This window comes from Sphingomonas benefaciens, assembly GCF_052907485.1.
In genome coordinates, this window is sequence record NZ_JBREIC010000001.1 from 1,402,956 (window position 1) to 1,422,306 (window position 19,351).

The 19,351-nt window shown below is 69.0% G+C and carries 24 protein-coding genes; 8 read left to right on the forward strand and 16 right to left on the reverse strand.

The window, feature by feature from the left end; all coding sequences use genetic code 11:
- The first annotated feature begins 6 nt into the window (after nucleotides 1–6).
- Genes ACU5AX_RS06875 through ACU5AX_RS06890 form a run of 4 tightly spaced genes read left to right on the forward strand, consistent with a single transcriptional unit; the run spans nucleotide 7 to nucleotide 2,268 of the window.
- Nucleotides 7–996 carry an Mrp/NBP35 family ATP-binding protein gene (locus ACU5AX_RS06875; protein ID WP_446690180.1) on the forward strand — a complete coding sequence of 330 codons (990 nt, stop codon included), beginning with the start codon at nucleotides 7–9 and terminating at the stop codon, nucleotides 994–996.
- Nucleotides 997–1,021: 25 nt separating this feature from the next.
- Nucleotides 1,022–1,453 carry a CoA-binding protein gene (locus tag ACU5AX_RS06880; RefSeq protein WP_446690181.1) on the forward strand — a complete coding sequence of 144 codons (432 nt, stop codon included), beginning with the start codon at nucleotides 1,022–1,024 and terminating at the stop codon, nucleotides 1,451–1,453.
- Nucleotides 1,454–1,510: 57 nt separating this feature from the next.
- The gene (locus tag ACU5AX_RS06885; RefSeq protein WP_446690182.1) at nucleotides 1,511–1,849 is read left to right on the forward strand and encodes a hypothetical protein; all 339 of its coding nucleotides are present in this window, start codon (nucleotides 1,511–1,513) and stop codon (nucleotides 1,847–1,849) included.
- A complete protein-coding gene (locus ACU5AX_RS06890) occupies nucleotides 1,846–2,268 on the forward strand; it encodes a hypothetical protein (RefSeq protein ID WP_198352058.1) in 423 nt (140 codons plus the stop codon). Before ACU5AX_RS06885 ends, ACU5AX_RS06890 begins: the two co-directional genes overlap by 4 nt.
- Here ACU5AX_RS06890 and ACU5AX_RS06895 read toward each other — a convergent pair.
- The 3 genes from ACU5AX_RS06895 to ACU5AX_RS06905 form a co-directional block, all read right to left on the reverse strand.
- Entirely contained in the window at nucleotides 2,265–3,137 is an 873-nt protein-coding gene (locus ACU5AX_RS06895; RefSeq protein ID WP_446690183.1) for a GNAT family N-acetyltransferase, read from the reverse strand. The genes ACU5AX_RS06890 and ACU5AX_RS06895 overlap by 4 nt on opposite strands.
- Entirely contained in the window at nucleotides 3,137–4,084 is a 948-nt protein-coding gene (locus ACU5AX_RS06900) for a polysaccharide deacetylase family protein (RefSeq protein WP_446690184.1), read from the reverse strand. The genes ACU5AX_RS06895 and ACU5AX_RS06900 overlap by 1 nt, the downstream gene beginning before the upstream one ends.
- Nucleotides 4,085–4,309: 225 nt before the next feature.
- Nucleotides 4,310–5,059 (reverse strand): Crp/Fnr family transcriptional regulator, encoded by a 750-nt coding sequence (locus tag ACU5AX_RS06905; RefSeq protein ID WP_446690185.1) that lies wholly within the window; start codon nucleotides 5,057–5,059, stop codon nucleotides 4,310–4,312.
- Between the two features lie 266 nt (nucleotides 5,060–5,325).
- Between ACU5AX_RS06905 and ACU5AX_RS06910 the strand changes: the two genes are divergently transcribed.
- Complete coding sequence (locus ACU5AX_RS06910; RefSeq protein ID WP_446690186.1) at nucleotides 5,326–5,574, forward strand: hypothetical protein; 249 nt, start codon at nucleotides 5,326–5,328, stop codon at nucleotides 5,572–5,574.
- Here ACU5AX_RS06910 and ACU5AX_RS06915 read toward each other — a convergent pair.
- Nucleotides 5,571–6,317, reverse strand: coding sequence for a Crp/Fnr family transcriptional regulator (locus ACU5AX_RS06915; protein ID WP_446690187.1), 747 nt, complete (start codon nucleotides 6,315–6,317; stop codon nucleotides 5,571–5,573). The genes ACU5AX_RS06910 and ACU5AX_RS06915 overlap by 4 nt on opposite strands.
- A gap of 116 nt (nucleotides 6,318–6,433) precedes the next feature.
- On the opposite strand from ACU5AX_RS06915, the gene ACU5AX_RS06920 reads away from it, so the two are divergent.
- Entirely contained in the window at nucleotides 6,434–6,613 is a 180-nt protein-coding gene (locus tag ACU5AX_RS06920; RefSeq protein WP_198352052.1) for a hypothetical protein, read from the forward strand.
- A 29-nt stretch (nucleotides 6,614–6,642) separates the two neighbouring features.
- Here the strand turns inward: ACU5AX_RS06920 and uvrC are convergent, their stop codons facing one another.
- From uvrC to ACU5AX_RS06975, 11 genes are all read right to left on the reverse strand, one after another.
- On the reverse strand, nucleotides 6,643–8,565 hold the full coding sequence (gene uvrC / locus ACU5AX_RS06925) for an excinuclease ABC subunit UvrC (RefSeq protein ID WP_443024686.1): 1,923 nt from the start codon (nucleotides 8,563–8,565) through the stop codon (nucleotides 6,643–6,645).
- A gap of 64 nt (nucleotides 8,566–8,629) precedes the next feature.
- Nucleotides 8,630–9,091: a hypothetical protein gene (locus tag ACU5AX_RS06930; protein WP_446690188.1), complete on the reverse strand. Its 462-nt coding sequence runs from the start codon at nucleotides 9,089–9,091 to the stop codon at nucleotides 8,630–8,632.
- Nucleotides 9,092–9,297: 206 nt separating this feature from the next.
- Nucleotides 9,298–9,618, reverse strand: a complete 321-nt coding sequence (locus tag ACU5AX_RS06935; protein WP_446690189.1) for a DMT family transporter — start codon at nucleotides 9,616–9,618, stop codon at nucleotides 9,298–9,300.
- 186 nt (nucleotides 9,619–9,804) lie between these two features.
- Nucleotides 9,805–10,452 (reverse strand): F0F1 ATP synthase subunit B family protein, encoded by a 648-nt coding sequence (locus ACU5AX_RS06940; protein ID WP_446690190.1) that lies wholly within the window; start codon nucleotides 10,450–10,452, stop codon nucleotides 9,805–9,807.
- Nucleotides 10,445–10,939, reverse strand: a complete 495-nt coding sequence (locus ACU5AX_RS06945; protein WP_446690191.1) for a F0F1 ATP synthase subunit B family protein — start codon at nucleotides 10,937–10,939, stop codon at nucleotides 10,445–10,447. Before ACU5AX_RS06945 ends, ACU5AX_RS06940 begins: the two co-directional genes overlap by 8 nt.
- Nucleotides 10,940–10,993: 54 nt before the next feature.
- Nucleotides 10,994–11,224, reverse strand: a complete 231-nt coding sequence (locus ACU5AX_RS06950) for a F0F1 ATP synthase subunit C (RefSeq protein WP_115378701.1) — start codon at nucleotides 11,222–11,224, stop codon at nucleotides 10,994–10,996.
- A gap of 41 nt (nucleotides 11,225–11,265) precedes the next feature.
- The gene (locus ACU5AX_RS06955) at nucleotides 11,266–12,057 is read right to left on the reverse strand and encodes a F0F1 ATP synthase subunit A (protein WP_198352046.1); all 792 of its coding nucleotides are present in this window, start codon (nucleotides 12,055–12,057) and stop codon (nucleotides 11,266–11,268) included.
- Between the two features lie 39 nt (nucleotides 12,058–12,096).
- Entirely contained in the window at nucleotides 12,097–12,420 is a 324-nt protein-coding gene (locus tag ACU5AX_RS06960; RefSeq protein ID WP_446690192.1) for an AtpZ/AtpI family protein, read from the reverse strand.
- A gap of 288 nt (nucleotides 12,421–12,708) precedes the next feature.
- Nucleotides 12,709–13,077: a YdbL family probable chaperone protein gene (locus tag ACU5AX_RS06965; RefSeq protein ID WP_446690193.1), complete on the reverse strand. Its 369-nt coding sequence runs from the start codon at nucleotides 13,075–13,077 to the stop codon at nucleotides 12,709–12,711.
- The gene (locus ACU5AX_RS06970) at nucleotides 13,077–13,271 is read right to left on the reverse strand and encodes a YnbE family lipoprotein (protein ID WP_232473762.1); all 195 of its coding nucleotides are present in this window, start codon (nucleotides 13,269–13,271) and stop codon (nucleotides 13,077–13,079) included. Before ACU5AX_RS06970 ends, ACU5AX_RS06965 begins: the two co-directional genes overlap by 1 nt.
- 29 nt (nucleotides 13,272–13,300) lie before the next feature.
- Nucleotides 13,301–16,438: an intermembrane phospholipid transport YdbH family protein gene (locus tag ACU5AX_RS06975; RefSeq protein WP_446690194.1), complete on the reverse strand. Its 3,138-nt coding sequence runs from the start codon at nucleotides 16,436–16,438 to the stop codon at nucleotides 13,301–13,303.
- A gap of 73 nt (nucleotides 16,439–16,511) precedes the next feature.
- Here ACU5AX_RS06975 and radC point away from each other — a divergent pair, with 73 nt between their 5' ends.
- Nucleotides 16,512–17,195, forward strand: coding sequence for a RadC family protein (gene radC / locus ACU5AX_RS06980; protein WP_446690195.1), 684 nt, complete (start codon nucleotides 16,512–16,514; stop codon nucleotides 17,193–17,195).
- A gap of 69 nt (nucleotides 17,196–17,264) precedes the next feature.
- Here radC and ACU5AX_RS06985 read toward each other — a convergent pair whose 3' ends face one another.
- Entirely contained in the window at nucleotides 17,265–17,816 is a 552-nt protein-coding gene (locus ACU5AX_RS06985; RefSeq protein ID WP_446690196.1) for an EF-hand domain-containing protein, read from the reverse strand.
- A gap of 216 nt (nucleotides 17,817–18,032) precedes the next feature.
- On the opposite strand from ACU5AX_RS06985, the gene purB reads away from it, so the two are divergent.
- Complete coding sequence (gene purB / locus ACU5AX_RS06990; protein WP_446690197.1) at nucleotides 18,033–19,349, forward strand: adenylosuccinate lyase; 1,317 nt, start codon at nucleotides 18,033–18,035, stop codon at nucleotides 19,347–19,349.
- Nucleotides 19,350–19,351: the final 2 nt, after the last annotated feature.

Consider the following 19,351-nt stretch of genomic DNA (forward strand, 5'->3'; position numbering starts at 1 on the left):
CCAGATATGGACCAGAACGGCTTGAAGCAGGCGATCGACGGCGTGGCGGGCGCGCGCGCGACGCTCCGAATCGAGGGCGCGCGCGCCGGTATCGTGCTGGACGCGACCGGGCTGGACGCGGCCGCACGAGACGCGCTGGAGGCGGCGGTACGCGCCGCCGCGGCGGGCTGGGCCGGCGAACTGCGCGTCGTCGTCACCGCCGAGCGGGTGCAGCGGCGACTGGTCGCGGTGGCGAGCGGCAAGGGCGGCGTCGGCAAGTCGACGCTCGCCGCCAATCTGGCGATCGCGCTTTCCCGCCACGGCCGCCGCGTCGGACTGGTCGATGCCGATATCTACGGTCCGTCGCAGCCGCGGCTGATGGCGGCGGAGGGCGTCAGGCCGACCGCCAAGGACAAGGTGCTCGACCCCGTCCCGACCCCTTATGGCGTGCCGATGCTGTCGATGGGGCAATTGGTCGAACCCGGCCGGGCGCTCGCCTGGCGCGGACCGATGGCGGCGGGCGCGCTCGGCCAGTTGGTCGAGGCGGACTGGGGCGCGACCGACACATTGGTGCTCGACCTGCCACCGGGCACCGGCGACGTGCAGCTGACCATGGTGCAGAAGTACAAGCCGGCCGGCGCCGTGATCGTCTCGACCCCGCAGGACCTGGCGCTGATCGATGCGACGCGCGCGATCGACCTGTTCGACAAGGCGGGCGTGCCGGTGATCGGGCTGGTCGAGAATATGGCGGGTTACGCCTGCCCGCATTGCGGCGAGGTGTCCGACCCCTTCGGCCAGGGCGGCGCGGAGGCGACGGCAGCGAAGCTCGGCCTGCCGTTCCTCGGCCGGGTGCCGCTGGCGATCGACATCCGCGTCGCCTCCGATGCCGGCAAGCCGCCGGCGGCGGAGGCGGACGATCGCGTGTTCGCGCCGATCGCGGAACGCGTGGCGGCGTGGCTGGCGGCGCAGCGAGCCGCCGCCCACGCCGGGGAACCGGCTTGCGCGGCGTCGGTATAGTCTCCGATTAACCGGAGACCCGCCGATGCCGTTGACCGACGATGCCGCGATCAGGACCCTGCTCGAGAACGCCCGCACGATCGCGATGGTCGGCGCCTCGGATCGCCCCGATCGCCCCTCTTACGGCGTGATGGCGATGCTGCAGCGGCACGGCTATCGCGTCATCCCGGTCAATCCGCAGATCACCGGCGAGCACGTCCACGGCGAGTTCGTGTTCCGCGAGCTGGCACAGCTCGGCGATCCGATCGACATCGTCGACATCTTCCGGCGACCGGAGGCGGCCGGGATAGCGGTGGACGAGGCGATCGCGATTGGCGCCAAGGCGGTATGGCTGCAACTCGGCGTGATCAACCACGAAGCGGCGGCGCGTGCCGAAGCGGCGGGTCTGCAGGTGGTGATGGACCGCTGTCCGGCGATCGAAATCCCGCGACTCGGGGTAGCGGCGATCACGGCTTGATTTGGCCACATTGCTTCGCAAGGATCGCAGCCGACCGATGATCGGTGGGAGTGGCCGATGCTGATTGCGCTGTTGCTGATCCAGGCCGCGTCGACCGCCGCGCCGGCCCCGCCGATCAGGCCGATCCTCGACCAGAAATGCACCTACGATCGCGATCGTACCGACATCACCGTTTGCGGCCGCCGCAATGCCGACCGGTTCCGCGTGCCGATCCTGGTCCACGAGCCCGGCGACCCGCGCCATGAGACGGTGCCGGCCGAACGCGAGCGGCTGCTCGCACGGTCGAACCCGGTCAAGGACCTCAGCCCGTTTCTGGTCGGCGGCGGCATGACCGGTGTCACGGTCAGCTCGACCGGCGCCGTGAACGGCGCGACCGACCGGCCGCTGGCGCCATGATCCTGCTCGCCCTGGCCTTGCAGGCCGCCGCGCCCGCCGTGCCGCAGACCAAGGCCGACGGGTCGCAGAGCTGGTCGATCCTGACCAAACCGCCGTGCGGGGCCAAGGATGAAAAGGGCGACATCGTCGTCTGCGCGAACGGCGAGAAGCTGCCCGAGCTACCCGATACCGAGCCGTCGGCCAGCGGGCGCGGTGCCAATCCCGATCTGTCGCCGAAGCAGGCGCTGGCCCTGCAAGCCACCCCCTGCGGCGCGCGAATGGCCGGCTGCACCGTCGGCTTCGGGCCGCCGATCGTGCCGATGGTGGCGGCGCTGGCCAAGGCGGCCAAGTCGGCCTTCGCCAAGAAGCCCGACAAGACCGGCCGCGTCGCGATCCCACTCGACGATCCGACGGGGCCGCTGCCGCCGTTGCAGCCCTAGCGGCGGATCCGGCGCACGGCGCGGGCGACGGCGGGATGGCCGCTGGCCCGCTTGGCCAGCGCCACCGCACCATCGAACCCGGCCAGCGCGGCCAGCGTCGCGCGATTGGCGAGGGTCGGGCGGAGCAGCAGCAGGTCGACGCAGGCGACACCACCGCTGGCGAACTGGCGCTTGTGCTGCCCCTCGCCCTCGGTGAAATCGAACCAGCGGAAGCGGTCGGCGAACAGGTCGCGCATCGCGGCGGCATGCAGGACGCTGCCCGGCGACAGCTCGCGGTGCGCCGGATCGTGACCGACGTGCATGTACAGCAGCGTCTCGCCCTCCGCCGTGCAGCAGAGATAGGCGACCGGCCGGCCGTTGAGCAGCAGCAGCCAGGCGCGCAGATCGTCGCGCGCGGCGGCGGCGCGCAACTGGGTCGGGTCGATCGGCAGGCCGGTGTCGAGCAGCCGCTCCTGATAGGTCGTCGCCGATACCTGCCGCGCGAGCGGGTGAAAGATGTCGAACTCGGCGGGCGTGCGATAGGCGCGGATCTCGACACCCAGCGCCGCCGCCTTCTTCGCCTTGCGCTTCAGCGTCGAGCGCGCCTGTCCCGACAGGCCGGCCAGCCAGGCGTCGTGACCGATGGTCAGATCGGTGTAATAGCGCGTATAGCGCTGACGCACCGTGGCGATCAGGCGGGCACCGCTCACGCCGGCGAGCGCGTTCGCCGCCAGCGAGGTGACGAGATAGCCATCGTCCTGTGGCGGCGGCAGTTGCGGGGCGATGCCCGCCATCGCCTGGATCAGCGTCAGCGGCACGCGCGTCAGCCGCCGCGGCACGGTGGCGATCGTCCGCGCGCCGACCTGGAACTTGAGGGCGGCCACCGTCATCAGGCGCGCTCGGCGACCCAGTTGGACCAGAGCTGCTCCGCCTGTCGCCAGTGCCGGCGCACTCTATGCGGGGCGAGCGGACGGTCGTTCCGATCGAGCGGCAGGGCGGGCAGATCGGCAAAATGCGCGGTGGGCAGGCGGTCTCGTCGGTCGTCCAGCGCCTGGCACAGCGCCGCGAAGCGACGGACGTGGACGCCGTTGGCGCGGGTGCCGAGCCGGTTGGCCAGCTCGAAGCCGTGGCTGACGATCGTCACCGCCGCATGATCCTCCGCCGCCGCATGATCGAGCGCGGCGGCGGCCTCCCCCGCCGACAGGGCGCAAAGCTGAAAATGGCGGTAGCAGTCCGGAGCTTCGGCGATCACCGTCACCGGCACCTCGACCACGCCGAGGTCGAGCGGGGCGATTTGGTCGGCGGGTAGACCGATGCGGCTGTCCGCTGGCTCTGCGCCATTGTGGCTGCTGTCGTAGCGGAAGCCGAGCTCGGCGAGCACCGCCGGCGTGTCCGCATTCGCCGCGTAGCTGCCGGCGCGAAAGGCGACGGGCGGCGGCGCCCCCGCGGCGACGAGCAGGTCGGTCGCCCCTGAGATCAGGTCGCGTTGCTCGCCGCGATCATATTCGTGCAGCTGGCTGCGCGACGCCCCTGCGCGCCGTTCGACCAGCGAAGCACCGGTCCAATGCGGGTGGAGGTGGAGCTGCACCTCCTGCCCGGCGGCGAGGATGGTCTCGACCATACGGCGGATCGGCGCGAGGCCGGTGATCACCGCTGGCATCGGGTCGACGAAGAAGCAAGCCTTCAGCCCGTGTCGCGCGAGCATGTCGAGCTGATAGCTGAGGCCGACGCCGGCCGGCTCGATCGAGCGGGCATAGACCGTATCCAGATCGAGACCGGCGACATGATGGCGCCACGCGAATTCGGTGTCGATCGTCAGGAAGACAGAGGTCGGCATCGGCTCGCTCTAGCAACCAGCCGTGAACAAATGACGAAGCGGAGGACTTGGGCCGACCGGCAGCGAAAGCTGACAAAGTTCACGCGTATGCAGTGTCCGCCCGCCGGCAGGGACCCGGACGGGCAGGACGCGCCGGGATGCGACGAGCCTAGCGTCTTGCCGGCTTGTAGGACAGCGCTTTTACCGCCCGCCGCCGCTGGCAGTGCAGCGATGGTCCCCGCCGGGTCAGCGTGCCGCGTCGCCCGCTGCGTCGCCCCAATGGAGATAGCTGGCGTCGAACGCCGCCGCCCGGCGCAGCGCGCCGACGTCGCGGATCGTCAGATGTCCCTGCATGATCTCGACCAGTTCGGCCTCGCGAAGCTGGCGCAGCACGCGGTTGATATGGACGCTGGTCAAGCCGAGCGCGTCGCCGAGATGCTCCTGCGTGATCGGCCATGGGAAGCGGCGCGGGCCGACGGGTGCGTCAGAATGGAGACGGGCGTCGAATTCGCAGAGCAGGTGCGCCAGGGTGCGAAACGCATCCGACGAATTGAGCAGCCACGTGCGCAGGATCGCCTCGTCGACCAGCTTGGCGTACCATAAGGCGCGTCCCAGCAGCGGACGTGCGGCGACCAGGCTTTCGACCTCAGCCAAGTCCACCCGCGCCAGCGTACATTCGGTCAGCGCCAGGATGGCATGGTCCATCGGCGCGTGACAGACGGCGTGAATGCCGCAGAAGTCGCCGGGCAGCAGGAAACCGGTGATGCGGCGGGTGCCGTCCGGCCGGAGGCTGTAGCGGGCCGCCCAGCCGTCGAGCACCGCATAGAAATACGGCGGCCGCTCGCCCTTCTGAATCACGTCTCGATGCCGGGCGAACCGGACCGCCTGAAAGTGCAGCTGGTCGATCGCCGCGCGATCATCGTCCGCCAACGGGATCAACCGGTCCAATCGGTGCAGGAATGGTCGTAGTGACGCCGTGTCATCTTGATCGGCCATACAGCCCTCCTCCACGCAGATCGCCGAACCGGTCTAACCTGCATTGCAACGGCTGGCTTTGATCGCCGTTAATGTTGCGGGACGGTAATAATCGTCACCGTTCTCCGTCGATCGGACACCCGCCTGGCCCCAGCGCCGGCAACGAAAACCTTGGACTGAGCGGATGGAATCTTGATGCCGATCAAGGCACAAGTCAGTCGTACGGTCTGACTTTCCGCAATCATCTTCGCCGTGACATGGATCGGTTTCTGACGGATAGTGTGGCGATGCGTATCTTTTCGGTGATCCTCGACGACGGTCAGACGCGCGATCATGCGGAAGGTCATTATCGTTCGATCGACAATGCGCTCCGGGATACGATCCAGGCCGCAGCGCAGGTCGCGGTCGAGACGCTCGGCACCGCGGGCGGCACGCAATCGATCGTCTGCACGGTCGAGGACGTCGACGCGGGGGAGCGGCGCAGCGCCACGCTGCATGTGGCGGTGGAGACGGCGCCGGTCGCGCCCCGCGACTAGCCGTTCGGGATCGGCTGGCCGACGGGTGGCAGCCATGACGGCTGGAATTGCGGGCGGCGGGGCGACAGCGGCGACAATCGGCGGAGCGCCGCCATGTCGAGCAGTGCCAGCCGGCGGCCGCGACGGGCGATCATTCCTGCGTCTTCGAGGGCCCGTAGCGTTCGGTTGACGTGAACGTTGGTCATGCCGAGCAAGTCCCCGAGCGTCTCCTGGGTCAGCGGCAAGTCGAACCCGTCATCGTCGACCAGGCCGAGCGGGCAGAGCCGCGCATGCAGGTCGAGGAACAGGCGCGCGAGCTGCTCCCTGGCAGAGGCGGTGCCCTGTACCGCCAGCGCGTCCATCAACGACAATCGCTCCATCTGCACCGCAATGGTGAACAGTGCGGCCAGACGTGGCGCCGAAGTGAATAACTGGCCGAAGCGTTCGTAGGGGACAAAGGCGGTCGCCGCGTCGGTGACCGCGGTCAGGGTGTCGGCCGCCGCCGTCAGCGCCATGCTGGGCGTCGCCAGCATGTCGCCGGGAAGATGCAGCTTCTGGATGAGGCGCTTGCCGCTGGGCAGCGTGATCGACGAGGCGATCCAGCCGCGGGTGTGGAGGTAGAAGCCGTGGAGAGGGTCGCCTTCCATCTGGAAGGTCTCACCCTTCGGGCGGAGGACTTCCGGATCGCCGAGTGCCGCAAGATGCGCCTCCTCTTGCGGGGTCAGATCGGCGAAGGCCCGGTATCGATGGATCGGATAGGCCATGCAGGCTCCGTAATCGAGCCGGCCTCCATGGGTCAAATTACCGCAGCGGGCGAGCACCGGGCCGCCACCCCGTTGAAAAGCCGTGACCTTGCCCGCCGGCCGGACTAGCATGTCCCATGGCCGAACGCTTCGAACGTCACCGTCAGCCCTGGACGCCGGATGAGGTGCAGAAACTGCACACGCTGGCGAAAAAGGGCATGGCCCTGAAGGCGATCGCCAAGGCGATGACGCGCAGCGAGGAGTCGATCAAGGACCGCGCCAAGGCGGACGGGCTGTCGATCGCCAAGCTGCGCTGATCGCGACGCGGGGCGACCGTCGCCCCGCGCTAACGCGCGTGATAGAAATCGTAGACCTGCTGCGCCACCGAGGTCGACACGCCGGGCGCCTTGCGCAGATCCTCCAGGCTCGCATTGCGCACCGCCCGCGCCGTGCCGAAATGCATCAGCAGCGCCTTCTTGCGCGCCGGACCGATGCCCGGCACCTCGTCGAGCGGGCTGGCGCCGATCGCCTTGGCACGCTTGTCGCGATGCGCGCCGATGACGAAGCGGTGGACCTCGTCGCGTAGCCGCTGGAGATAGAAGAGCACCGGCGCGTTGACCGGCAGCTGGAATTCCCGTCCGTCGAGCAGGTGAAAGACCTCGCGCCCCTCGCGGCCGTGATGCGGGCCCTTGGCGATGCCGACCAGGCAGACGTCCTCGATGCCGAGATCCTCCAGCACCGCCTTGGCGGCGTTGAGCTGGCCGCGGCCGCCGTCGATCAGCACGAGGTCCGGCCAGGTGCCGTCGTCGCGGTCTGGCGCTTCCTCCAGCTGACGCGCGAAGCGGCGGCGGAATACCTCGCGCATCATGCCGAAATCGTCGTTGGTCGCCGCCTCATTCCCCTTGATGTTGAACTTGCGATACTGTCCCTTGCGGAAGCCCTCGGGGCCGGCGACGACCATCGCGCCCAGCGCGTTGCTGCCCTGGATATGACTGTTGTCATAGATTTCGATCCGGTCGGGCGGCCCATCCAGCCCGAACAGCTCGGCCACCTCGCGCAACAGCCGCGCCTGCGTCGTGCTTTCCGCGAGCCGCCGTTCCAGCGCCTCGATCGCATTGCGCTTGGCCTGGTCCATCAGCCGGCGGCGGTCGCCGCGCTGGGGAACGGAGATCGCGACCTTGTAGCCGGCACGCTCGCCGAGCGCCTCCATCAGCAGCGTGCCCTCGGCGAGCTCGCGGTCGACCAGGATGGTGCGCGGCGGCGGCACCTCCTCGTAGAACTGGGTCATGAAGCTGACCATCACCTCGTCCTCCGGCACCTCCGCGGTGTGGGCGGGGAAGAAGCTGCGATGGCCCCAATTCTGGCCGCCGCGGATGAAGAAGGCCTGGATGCCGATCACCCCGTCCTTGCACGCCAGCGCGAAGACGTCGGCATCGCCGACCCCCTCGGCGTTGATCGCCTGCGTACCCTGGACGAAGGTCAGCGCCTTCAGCCGGTCGCGCAGCAGCGCGGCCAGCTCGAAATCCATGTTCTCCGCCGCGGCCTGCATCTGCGTGCCGAGCTTGGCCTGGACCTTGGTCGACTTGCCGGCCAGGAAGTCGCGGCAATCGTCGACGAGTTCCTTGTAGCCTTCCGTGTCGATGCGGCCGACGCAGGGCGCCGAGCAGCGCTTGATCTGATAGAGCAGGCAGGGCCGGTCGCGCGTCTTGAAGAAACTGTCGGTGCACGAGCGCAGCAGGAACAGCTTCTGCAGCGCGTTGAGCGTGTTGTTGACGCTGCCCGCGCTGGCGAACGGGCCGTAGTAATTGCCCGGCGCGCGACGCGCGCCGCGATGCTTCTGGACGCGCGGAAAATCGTGGTCGGTGCGCAGCAGGATGAAGGGGAAGCTTTTGTCGTCGCGCAGCAGCACGTTGTAGGCGGGACGGAAGCTCTTGATCAGCTGCGCCTCGAGCAGCAGCGCCTCCGCCTCGTTGTTGGTCGTGACGATCGTCATCGACCGCGTCTGCGACACCATGCGCTGCAGGCGTTTCGGCAGCCCGTTGATCTGCGTGTAATTGGCGACGCGCTGCTTCAGCGAGCGCGCCTTGCCGACGTACAGCACGTCACCCTTGGCATCCTGCATCCGATAGACGCCGGAACGGGCGGGCAAGGTCTTGAGGACATTGCGGATCGCCGCCACGCCCGCGTCGAGATCGGGCGTGTCGGTACCGCGGACGGTGAAGGTGGCGCGTTCTTCGTTGAAGCGATCGGGGGGGCCGTAGCCGGACATGGCGCCCATGTAGGAGTCTGGGAGTCTTGGCGAAAGGTCTGTGCCGTCACTCCCGTTGCATGGCCTAGCGGCCGACCACCGGACCCGTCGGCTTCTTCGCTCCCGGCGGCGGCGCGCCACCGCCGAGCGCGGCGAGGTCATAGGCCAGCTTGCCCATCAGATCGGCCGTCATCTGCCCGCCGCTGAGCGGCGCCAGCCGGCGCAGCGACAGCGCGTTGAACTTGGGCAGATTGTCGTCGGTGCTGAGCCCCGGCATGTCCTTGTCGAGCACCGCCTTGGCCCCCGGATCGGCGAGCAGATCGGCGATCGGCGTGTCGAGCGAGAAGTGAGTCGTCGTCGGGCGTGTGACCGGCGCAGGGTCGGCCGGCGGCACGCCGGCGGGCTTGGGATCGGCAGTTTTCGAGTCGGCGGGCGCGATCACCGTGTCGTCGGCGGGCAGGTCGAGCGAGAACTTGCCCGCCCGATCGGCGGCGGTGGAGGATTGCGGCGCCTGGGCGGCGACAAGCAAGAGCGACAGCAGGATCATCGGCAACACCTCACCTCGCGTCACGACGCGCGGGGAACATGTACCATCACCAAGCCCACCCCGTCACCCCGGACCTGTTCCGGAGGTCCACCGGGCCGCAAGCGCCCGGCAAGAGCAGCGGAGGCCACACCCAGCCGCAGGGTGGACCCCGGAACGGGTCCGGGGTGACGGTGGGTGTGCGGCACCGTGCCGCGCTCCTCATGCCTTCACGCCTGGCCGAACAGCTTGGTGCCGACGACGCCGATCACGGTCAGCGCCATGAAACCGGCCTGGATCAGGCTGACCTTGTCGCCGAAGAAGATGACGCCGCCGATGATCACGCCGACCGCGCCCAGCCCCGTCCAGACCGCATAGGCCGTTCCGGCGGGCAGTCCGCGCATCGCCAGCGCGAGCAGGTCCATGTTGACGAAGGACAGGATGATCGGAACGCTGGATGCCTGCCAGGTGGCGAGCGTCGCGGCCCATTTCAGGCTGAGCGCCCAACAGATCTCGGTGACGACGGCGACGGCGAGAATGGCCCAGGACATGGAGGATGTCTCCTTGCTGCGGGCTCGTTGACCGTTGGGCGCCGCCGGAAACCCGGGAAGAGACGGCGCGGGGTTAAGAAGTCACCACCGTGCGGCGGCATGATCCTGCCGATGCAGGAAACCCGGAGCCGCGAGCGGCTCCGGTAGGGTGTCAGGCTCCTGCACGAGGCAGGCGCGCAGGTCGGATCAGTGGGGGCGGCCGAGCCCGGCGATGGCGCGGTCGACCATCGCCTTGTCGGCGTTGCCGTCGATATGTTCCGCGATCAGCGTGGCGGCGGCCTTGGCGGCGCTGTCGGCGGCGAGCGCGCGGACCTCGGCGATCGCCTGGCGTTCGGCGGCGGCGATCTTGTCCTCGGCGCGCTTGGTGCGGCGGGCCATCAGCTCCTCCGCATCCTGCTTCGCCTTGGCGATGATCTGGTTCGCTTCCTGCTGCGCATGGCTGCGCATGGTCGCGGCATCCGCCTCGGCGGCCTTGGCCTTGGCCTCATATTCGTTGCGCAGCCGCTCCGCCTCGGCGCGCAGCGCCTTGGCCTCGTCGAGCTGCTGACGGATCGCGGCGATCTTGCCGTCGAGCGAGGCGCCGATCTTGCCCGGCACCTTGGCGACGATCATGCCGATCAGCACGACCAGCGCTGCGATGCCGACCCAGCCGGTGGTGTTCAAGCCGAGCGCGGTCGGCTCCTCGACATGATGCGCGTCAGGCTCGGCGACGCCGTTGGTCAGGGCGCTGGCATCGCGGATGTCGCGGGGCTGGAGCCCCTGCGCCGAGGCCGCGTCGTTGAGGTTGGCCTGGATCGACGCATCCGCCCGATCCATCGTGGCGGCATTAGCCATGGGCGTTGCTCCGGCGGACCGCATCGGCGGCGGCTTCGATGCTGACCTGGACGCCGGCGACCTTGGCGACCAGATCCTGCGCGACTTCCGCCGCGACCGTCTGCAGGTTCAGCATCGCCTGCGCCTTGGCATTGCCGACGGCGAGGTCATGATGCGCCAGCCGTTCGGCCAGCTCGGCGTCGACGGCATGGACCTGGCTTTCCGCCGCCTTGGCGGCGCGCGCCTTGGCCGCGGCGGTCTCCGCCTGCGCCGCGCTGCGCGCCGCATCCATTTCGGCACGCCATGCCGCCTCGGTCTGGTCGGCGGCCAGACGCGCCTGTTCCGCCGCGGCGAGATCGCCGGCGATCTGCGCCTCGCGCGCGTCCACGGTCGCAATGACCCTGGGCACCATCATCTTGCCGATCCCGAAATACAGGATGCCGAAGGTGACGAGCAGCCAGAAGATCTGCGAGGCGTAGGTGGCGGAGAGCTGGGCTATCTGGGGCATGGCGTCCTCTCGTGGCCGGCGGCGCGTGGCGTCACGCACCGCCCGCCGACGACATTACTTGGCGACGAACACCAGGATGATCATCGTCACGAAGGCGAGCAGGCCGAGCAGCTCGGCGCCCGCGAAACCGATGAACAGACGGCCCTGCTGGCTGTCCGCCGCACCCGGATTGCGCAGCGCGCCCTCGAGGAACTTGGCGAACACGTTGCCCACGCCGAGCGAGGCGAGGCCCATACCGATGGCGGCCAGACCGGCACCCAGCATGCGAGCGGCTTCTGCGTCCATTTCAATCACTCCAGTTCAAAACGTTGGTAGGGTACGAAAACTCAGTGCAGGTTGACGGCGTCGTTGAGATAGACGCTCGTCAGCAGCGCGAAGACATAGGCCTGGATGGCGGCGACCAGCAGCTCGAGCAGCGTGATGCCGATCATCAGCAGGAAGCTGGGCAGCGAGATCAGCGCGACATAGCCGGGGCCGAAATTGATGCCGTTGATGACGAAGGCGGCGAGCACTTTCAGCAGGATGTGCCCCGCGGTCATCGCGACGAACAGTCGCAGGCCGAGGCTGAAAGGGCGCACCAGGAAGCTCATCAGCTCGACAACGAAGATCAGCGGGATCATCAGCGGCGGCGTGCCGTGCGGCACGAACAGGCTGAAGAAGTGGAAGCCGTGCTTGCCGAAGCCGACGATCAGCACGATCGAAAAGCTGATGATCGCCAGCACGCCGGTGACCGTCAGGTGGCTGGTGATCGTGAACGGATGCCAGCCCGGCACCACGCCGACCGGGGTCAGGCCCCAGATGTTGGCGAACAGGATGAACATGAACAGCGAGAAGACATAGGGAACGAAGCGCTTGCCCTCCGGCCCGATGTTCGACGTCAGCATGTTCTGGACGAAGCCGGTGAAGCCTTCGACCGCGGCCTGCCAGCGGCCGGGCACCAGCTGGCGCTTCATGCCACCGAGCATGAACAGCCACAGGCTGGCCAGGGTGATCACCATCCACAGCGCGGAGTTGGTGAAGGACAGATCGTGCCCCGCGACGATCCAGTGCCGACCGAACAGAGGTTCGATCAGGAACTGGTGCATCGGATCGATCTTGCTGCCCGTCTCTGCCGCCACGTGCTGTTGCTCGCCTTCCCAATATGACAAACGCCCGGTTTACTCCGGGCGCGTGCCTGTGATCCGTATGATCTGCCTGAACGCGACCGCTATTCCGAGGAACAGCATCACGATCAGCGCCCAAGGGGTCGTGCCGAACCAGCGGTCGATACACCAGCCGATCAACGCCGAACCGACGAGACTGCCGATCAGGGCCGCCAGCACCCGGTTGCCGAGCGAATAGCCCGCATCCGCATTGGGTGCCGCCTGACCCGTCCGCACCGCTTCCTGATGCCGGGCTTTCCGTAGCCGCTCGTCGAGCGCGGAAAGCCGCGGATCTTCCGCCGTGCTGCCGAAGTCCTGTCCCGGACCCTCATCCGCCATGCGCCATCCTCAACCCAATCGTCATCGGCCGGGGGAGGATTGCGCACGATCGGCGAGCGATCCCGCCAAGGCACGGATGCGTCTAGATAAGGCACCTTGGGGTGTCAACCGCTCGCGATTGTTACGCGGGGATGAACGGGAATGCGGCCCGTTGCCGCGGCCGTTTCCTTTATTCCAGCGGCGGCGGGGACCCAGAGACGCTGACGGCGTGGTCTACGTGAGACCTGCACGTCTGGATCCCCGCCTTCGCGGGGATGACGGGTCGGGCGGTCGTCCCGCCCCGCCCCATCACTTGCAGCGTGGGTCGATCTCCGGCGTGCCGGTGTTTTCCTTCCACTGGCCCGACGGCGTCTTGTACATCTCGCCGACCGGCACGCGCGCGACGAGGTTGCAGCCGGTGGTGAAGGCGAATTGCTCCACCGTCGACCCGTTCGCCTGCGCGCTCTGCGTATAGGCCGCCTTGCGCTTGATGTTGATGTCGCGGACCAGCGCCTGGATCGCCGGGCCGCCGCTCACCACGCCGAGATAGCCGTCGGGCTGTTCGCCGACCTGCTTCGCCTCGCGTGCGGCGGCATAGGCGGGGTCGCGCTGCGCCGCGGCCTGCACCGAAAGGCCGGCGAGAGCCGCCAGGCCGGCAACCATCATGACCTTGTTCATCAGAAAATACCCCCAGGGTTCTGCTGGATCAGCGACTTCGCCTCGCCGTCGAGGCGGTACACCACCTGCTGCGTGACCGCGATGTTGAGGTTGATCTCGATCGGCTTGTCCGGCGCGGTGACGTTGACGCACGCGCCCGTCCCCATCGCCAGCCCGATCGCGGCCCAACCCTTCATCGCGATGGAAGTCGTCATCCTTCGCCGTTTCGTCAATGCTGTTACGCTCATGGCACGGTCTCGCTTGCGGGGGGCTGAATGCCCTGTTTGCGTTGTTCCTCGAGCAGCGCGGGCAGATTGCGCTGGATCAGCCGGCTGGGGTCGTAGAAGGACTGCGCCGAATCGAGCAGCCCGCGGAAGGGCGCCTTGATCTGCACGTTGAACACGAACGCCAGGCGCTGCAGCCGGCGGATTAGGAAATTCGACTTGGCGCCCTTGCCCTGCGTCACGCCGGCGAAGCGGACCTGCGTCACCATCTCGCCGGCCAGCGGCCCGTTCATCGTGATCGTCAGGCTGCGGTAGCGCAGCGAGCGCAGCGCCTGGAAGGCGAGATTGCCCCAGAAGCCCAGATCCTTCTGCGTCAGCTCGCCGACATAGGCGAGGCCGCCGCCGCCCTCCCGCACCGTCAGATGGCCACCCTCGATCCGCCCGCCGGTGGTGTCGAACACCATCGGCAGCTCGCCGTCGAAGATGCCGGTGGCGTCGAGGTTCTTGAAGTCGAATTGCTGCAGGAACTGGTCCGCCGCGGCACCGCGGATGCGGAAGGTCATGCGGCGCGGCTGATCGGTGGAGAAATCGAGCGTCGTCGGCAGCAGGGTCAACTGCCCACCGGCGAACGGCCAGGTGCCGGATTCGACGCGCACGCGGCTGCCGGCGAGCGTCTGGTAGCGGATCGTACCGTCGTTGACGGCGATGCCGGGATTGACCGTCTTGATCGTCGCCACCTGCCCCGGCGCGCTTTCCAACGCGAGCAGATCGGTGAAGTGGATCGTGGTCGTGATGCCGGTGACCGGGCCGAGGGCGGCGGCGAGGTTCAGGCCGGTCGTCGCAAATTGCCCGGTCGAGGTGACACCGGCGGCGCTCCAGGCGATATGCCCCTCCCCCGTCACGACGCCATCGACATCCGCGACGACGCCCTTGGTCAGGGTGGTGAGCAGATCGGGCTGGAAGGTCTTGGCAAAGGTGATGCCGGGCACGGTCAGGTCGGCGCGGCCTTCGCCGGTGCTCAATCGATGCGCGATGACGACGTCGGCGACGCGGGTGCCGGTGGTCGGCTCCGCGAGCGTGCCGGTGGCGCGGATCGCGCCGTCCGCCAGGGTCAGCGCGACGTCGCGGCCGTTCATAGGATTGAACCGCGGCACGTCGGCAGCGTCGCGTACGGTCAGCGCGCCGGTCAGCGCCAGCACGCCGCCACGGAACCGCCAGTTGCCCGCGGCCTCGCCGAGCAGCAGCGGCACCGCGCCGATCTGCCCCGCGCCGCCGGCGAAGGTGCCGGCGACCCCACCGTCGGTGACCCGTCCGGCAAGATCGGCGATGTCGATCCGCGTCACCCGTTCGGCGCTGCCCAGCCGCACTGCCAGACCGGCGACGGTGAACCCGCGGTCGCCGAGGCGGAGCGTCGCGCCCGTCGCGGCAAGGTCGAGCGGCGTGCCACCAAGCCGGCCGGTCAGATGGGTCGTGCCGAGCCGCGCCCCGCCGTCGATCCGGCCGCCGACACTGCGGATTAGCCCCTCGCCCGGCGCGCAGACGCGGGTCGCGACCGGATCGAGGGTTAGGCCGGACAGCACCAGCCGGCGCAGCGCCAGCGGGGTGCAGCCGGGATTGATGACGATCGCGCCCCGGCCGTCGCGGCGCAGGTCGACCGGCACGGTCAGCCCATCGACCCGGCCGCTCCCGGCCAGCGGACCGGACAACTGCGCCCGGGTGGTCAGCCGCAGCGCGCCGCCGTCCTGCAGCGCGAGCCGGATCGGCGTCAGCGCGAGCCGCGCATCCTCGACCGCATAGGGTGCGACCGCGATCTGCGCCTGCAACGTCGCGCCGGGCCGGCGACGTGCGACATCGGCGGTGACCGTGGGCAGACCGCCGCCCGCCAGCGCGAGCTGGGCCGCGCCGCTGAGCGGGGCGCGGCGCGCATAGCCGATGCCGTCGCCGCTGGTCAGACGGAGTCGGGCACCGCTTGCCGCGGTCAGCTCGGCGTCGGTCAGTGTGATCCGGGTATCGTCCGGGCTGCGTTCGGCGCGGATCGTCGCGCGCGCCGCGAAGCTGCGTGCCGCCTGCCGAAGCGCAAAGTCCATCCGCCGCGCGAGCGGGGCGAGCGGCGTCGAAGCAGTGGCGGCCGTCATGTCCGGCAGGCGACGATCGGCGCGTGCACCCTCGACCGCGAGGCGACCGGCGAAGCTCTGCGTCGCGCCGATCCGATAGTCACCGTCCACGGTCAGCCGTGCCGCGGCACCCGGCGCGGTGCGGACCCGCAACGCCGCCAGGGCGACATGGCCGGCGGTAGCGGCGGCCTTGCCTGCAAAGTCGAGCCGCCCCTGCGCCGCCGTCGCCGCCACACCGGGGCCGCGCACCGCGCCGCTCGCCAGCCGTGCGCTGCCTTGCCAATGGTCGAGGCGGGCGGACAGCACCGCATCCACGTCGAGCCCGGCATTGGCTAGCGCCACAGTCCCGCAGCCGCCCTGCGCCGCGCGCACCGGCCCGGCAAAGCGCGGCGCGCCGTCGGCGGTGGTGACGTGCAGCGCCGCGGCAAGTCCGCGCACGTCGCAGCCGGCGACCATCAGACGCGGCGCGACTGCGGCGATGCGACCGTCAAAGCCGTCGTCGATCCGCCCCTTGCCGCTCAGGCGCAAGCCCACCGGGCCGGCCGGCGTCTCCAGCCGCATCCGCGCATCGGCGATGTCGACGCGCATCGCCGGCAGCGCGAACGGCTTGCCCGATGGCGGCCCCATCAACTTGTCCAGCTCGCCGAGCGTGATCCGGCCGTCCTGCCATCGCCCGCGGACGCGGACATGGCCGGCGCGCAGCTTGACGAGGCGCGGTCCGTTCAATCCGAAGCCCGTGTCGGTTTCGATCCAATCGGCGACCAGATCGGGATCGGCCGGGTCGCCGATGACGACATCGGTCAGCCGCTGCGCCCCGAAGCCGAGGTCGCCGATCGTATAGCGCGCGGCGACGCCCCGTCTGGCGAGTTCGCGGTCGATGACATGGCCGGCGATCGGCTTGCGCCCGATCCACAGCGCGATCAGCGCCGCCAGGGCGACCAGGGCGACTGCCAGCGCGATCCGACCGCCGCGCCCGAACCGCGGGATGGGCCGCCGCCGGGCGACGCGCGCTGCCTGTTCCGCGTCGTCGCCGGGCTCATCCATGCCGCTTCCATAGGCCGGTCCGCCGTGGCGATGCAATTGCGTCCACCCCGGCCGGGCTCTAGTTTGACGGGCCATGACCGACCGGTCGGACGATAATGCCGGGCATCGATCCCGCCTGCGCGCACGCCTGCTCGGCCACGGCGGCGAGGCGTTGCAGGATTATGAGCTGATCGAATATCTGCTTGGCCTCGCGATCCCGCGCCGCGACACCAAACCCCTCGCCAAGGCGCTGCTGCGTGAGTTCGGCGGCATCGGCGGGGCGCTGACCGCCGATGCCGAAGCGCTGCGGCGGGTAGCCGGCATGGGCGAGAGCAGCATCGCGGCACTCAAGGTCGCCCAGGCCGCCGCGCTGCGGCTGTTGCAGGCCGACGTCGCGGCACGGCCGGTGCTCGCCAACTGGCAGGCGCTGCTCGACTATCTGCGGGCGGACATGGCGCATCACGGCATCGAGCGTTTTCGGGTGCTGCACCTCAACACCCGCAACATGCTGATCCGCGACGAGGTGATGAGCGAAGGCTCGATCGACGAAACCGCCGTGCACGTCCGCGAGGTGATCCGCCGCGCGATCGAGCTCGGCTCGGCGGCGGTGATCCTGGTGCACAACCATCCCTCCGGCGACCCCTCCCCCAGCCGCGCCGATATCGCGATCACCCGGTCGATCGCCGAGGCCGGCAAGCCGCTCGGCATCGCCGTGCACGACCATCTCATCATCGGCACCGCCGGCCACGCGAGCCTGCGGGCGGCCGGGCTGATCTGACCGCAAGCCGGCACAGCAAAGGGGCCGCCGGATCGCTCCGGCGGCCCCTCGTCATCCGTCGCTACCGGATCAGGACTGGCCCTGGCTCAGGAAGCCGATCAGCTCGGCCTTGCTGATCTCCTTGTTCCGATCCTTGTCGGCCTGGGTGAAGGCCGCGCCCAGCCACTTTTTCGTCGCGGGGGCATCGGCGGTGGTCGCCGGATCGCTCGCCTGCTTCAGCTTGACCATCCAATTGTCGAATTCGACCTTGGTCAGCTGCCCGTCCTTGTTCCCGTCATAGCTGGGGAATTCGGTGTCGACGATCGTCGCAACCTGGGTCGCTCCGCTGGCCGGCGTGGCGGCTGCCGATGCGGTGGCGGTCGTGGCGCTATCCGACTCCGGTGAGGTCGCTGCTTGCGGTGCTGGTTGGACCTGCGCCGCCTGTTCGACCGGGGTGGCGGTGTCCGCCGGTTGCGTCGCCGGCTGAGCCGCCTGTATTGTCGTCTGGTCCGGCACAGTCGTCGCGGGTGCCGTGGCCATCGGCTGGCGCCCCGGCTGCGTCTGCGGCTGAGTTGTCGCACTCTGCGCCATCGCCGGCGCAGCAATCGTCATCGCGCCGGCGAGCAAAGCATATTTCAACATTGCTTGTCTCCCATTGTCGTATCGAAACGTTCTGACGGATCATCTTGAGACGACCGCGCCGTCCATTTCATGTGGGTCAACGTTGCATGGTTTTCAACGGTTCCACATCGGACCGTTTGTGGACGGCGCACGGCTTTGCTAACGCCCCGCGGCAATCCGCGAGTCGCGTGCCAAGCCGCGCGGCGAACCGTGCCCTCTTCAGGACGAAGGATCCTTATGGTCCCCCGCTATTCCCGCCCCGACATGACTGCGATCTGGACGCCGGAGGCGCGCTATCGCATCTGGTTCGAGATCGAGGCGCATGCCACCGACGCGCTCGCCGATCTGGGCGTGGTGCCGCGCGAAGCGGCCGAGGCGCTGTGGGCGTGGTGGCGCACCGATCCGGTCATCGACGTCGCGGCGATCGACGCGATCGAGGCGGTGACCAAGCACGATGTCATCGCCTTCCTGACCTGGGTCGCGGAGCATGTCGGCGACCAGGCGCGCTTCATGCACCAGGGCATGACCTCATCCGACGTGCTCGACACGACGCTGAGCGTGCAGCTGGCGCGGGCGGCTGACATCCTGATCGCCGACCTCGACCGGCTGCTCGAGGTGCTCGAGCGGCGCGCGCGCGAGCACAAGCTGACGCCGACGATCGGACGCAGCCATGGCATCCACGCCGAACCGGTCACCTTCGGCCTCAAGCTGGCGCAGGCCTATGCCGAGTTCGACCGCTGCCGCACCCGGCTGATCGCCGCTCGTGCGGATATCGCGACCTGCGCGATCTCCGGCGCGGTCGGCACCTTCGCCAACATCGATCCGCGCGTCGAGGAACATGTCGCCGCCAAGCTCGGCCTGGCGATCGAGCCCGTGTCGACCCAGGTCATCCCGCGCGACCGGCACGCGATGTTCTTCGCGACGCTGGGCGTGATCGCCTCGTCGGTCGAGCGGCTTGCGGTCGAGGTGCGGCACCTGCAGCGTACCGAGGTGCTGGAGGCGGAGGAATATTTCTCGCCGGGGCAGAAGGGTTCGTCGGCGATGCCGCACAAGCGCAACCCGGTGCTGACCGAGAACCTCACCGGCCTTGCGCGCATGGTGCGCGGCTATGTGACGCCGGCGCTGGAGAATGTCGCGCTGTGGCACGAGCGCGACATCAGCCATTCGTCGGTCGAACGCTATATCGGCCCGGACGCGACGATCACGCTCGACTTCGCGCTGGCGCGGCTGACCGGCGTCATCGACAAATTGCTCGTCTATCCGGCGCGCATGCAGAAGAACCTCGACCGGATGGGCGGCCTCGTCCATTCGCAGCGGGTGCTGCTGGCGCTGACCCAGGCGGGGGCGAGCCGCGAAGACGCCTATCGCCTGGTGCAGCGCAACGCGATGAAGGTGTGGGAGAGCGACGGCGCGCTGTCGCTGCTCGACCTGCTCAAGGCCGATCCCGATGTGACGGCGGCGCTATCGCCGGCGGAGATCGAGGACAAGTTCGACCTCGGCTACCATTTGCGCCACGTCGATACGATCTTCGCCCGCGTCTTCGGTAACAGCTGACC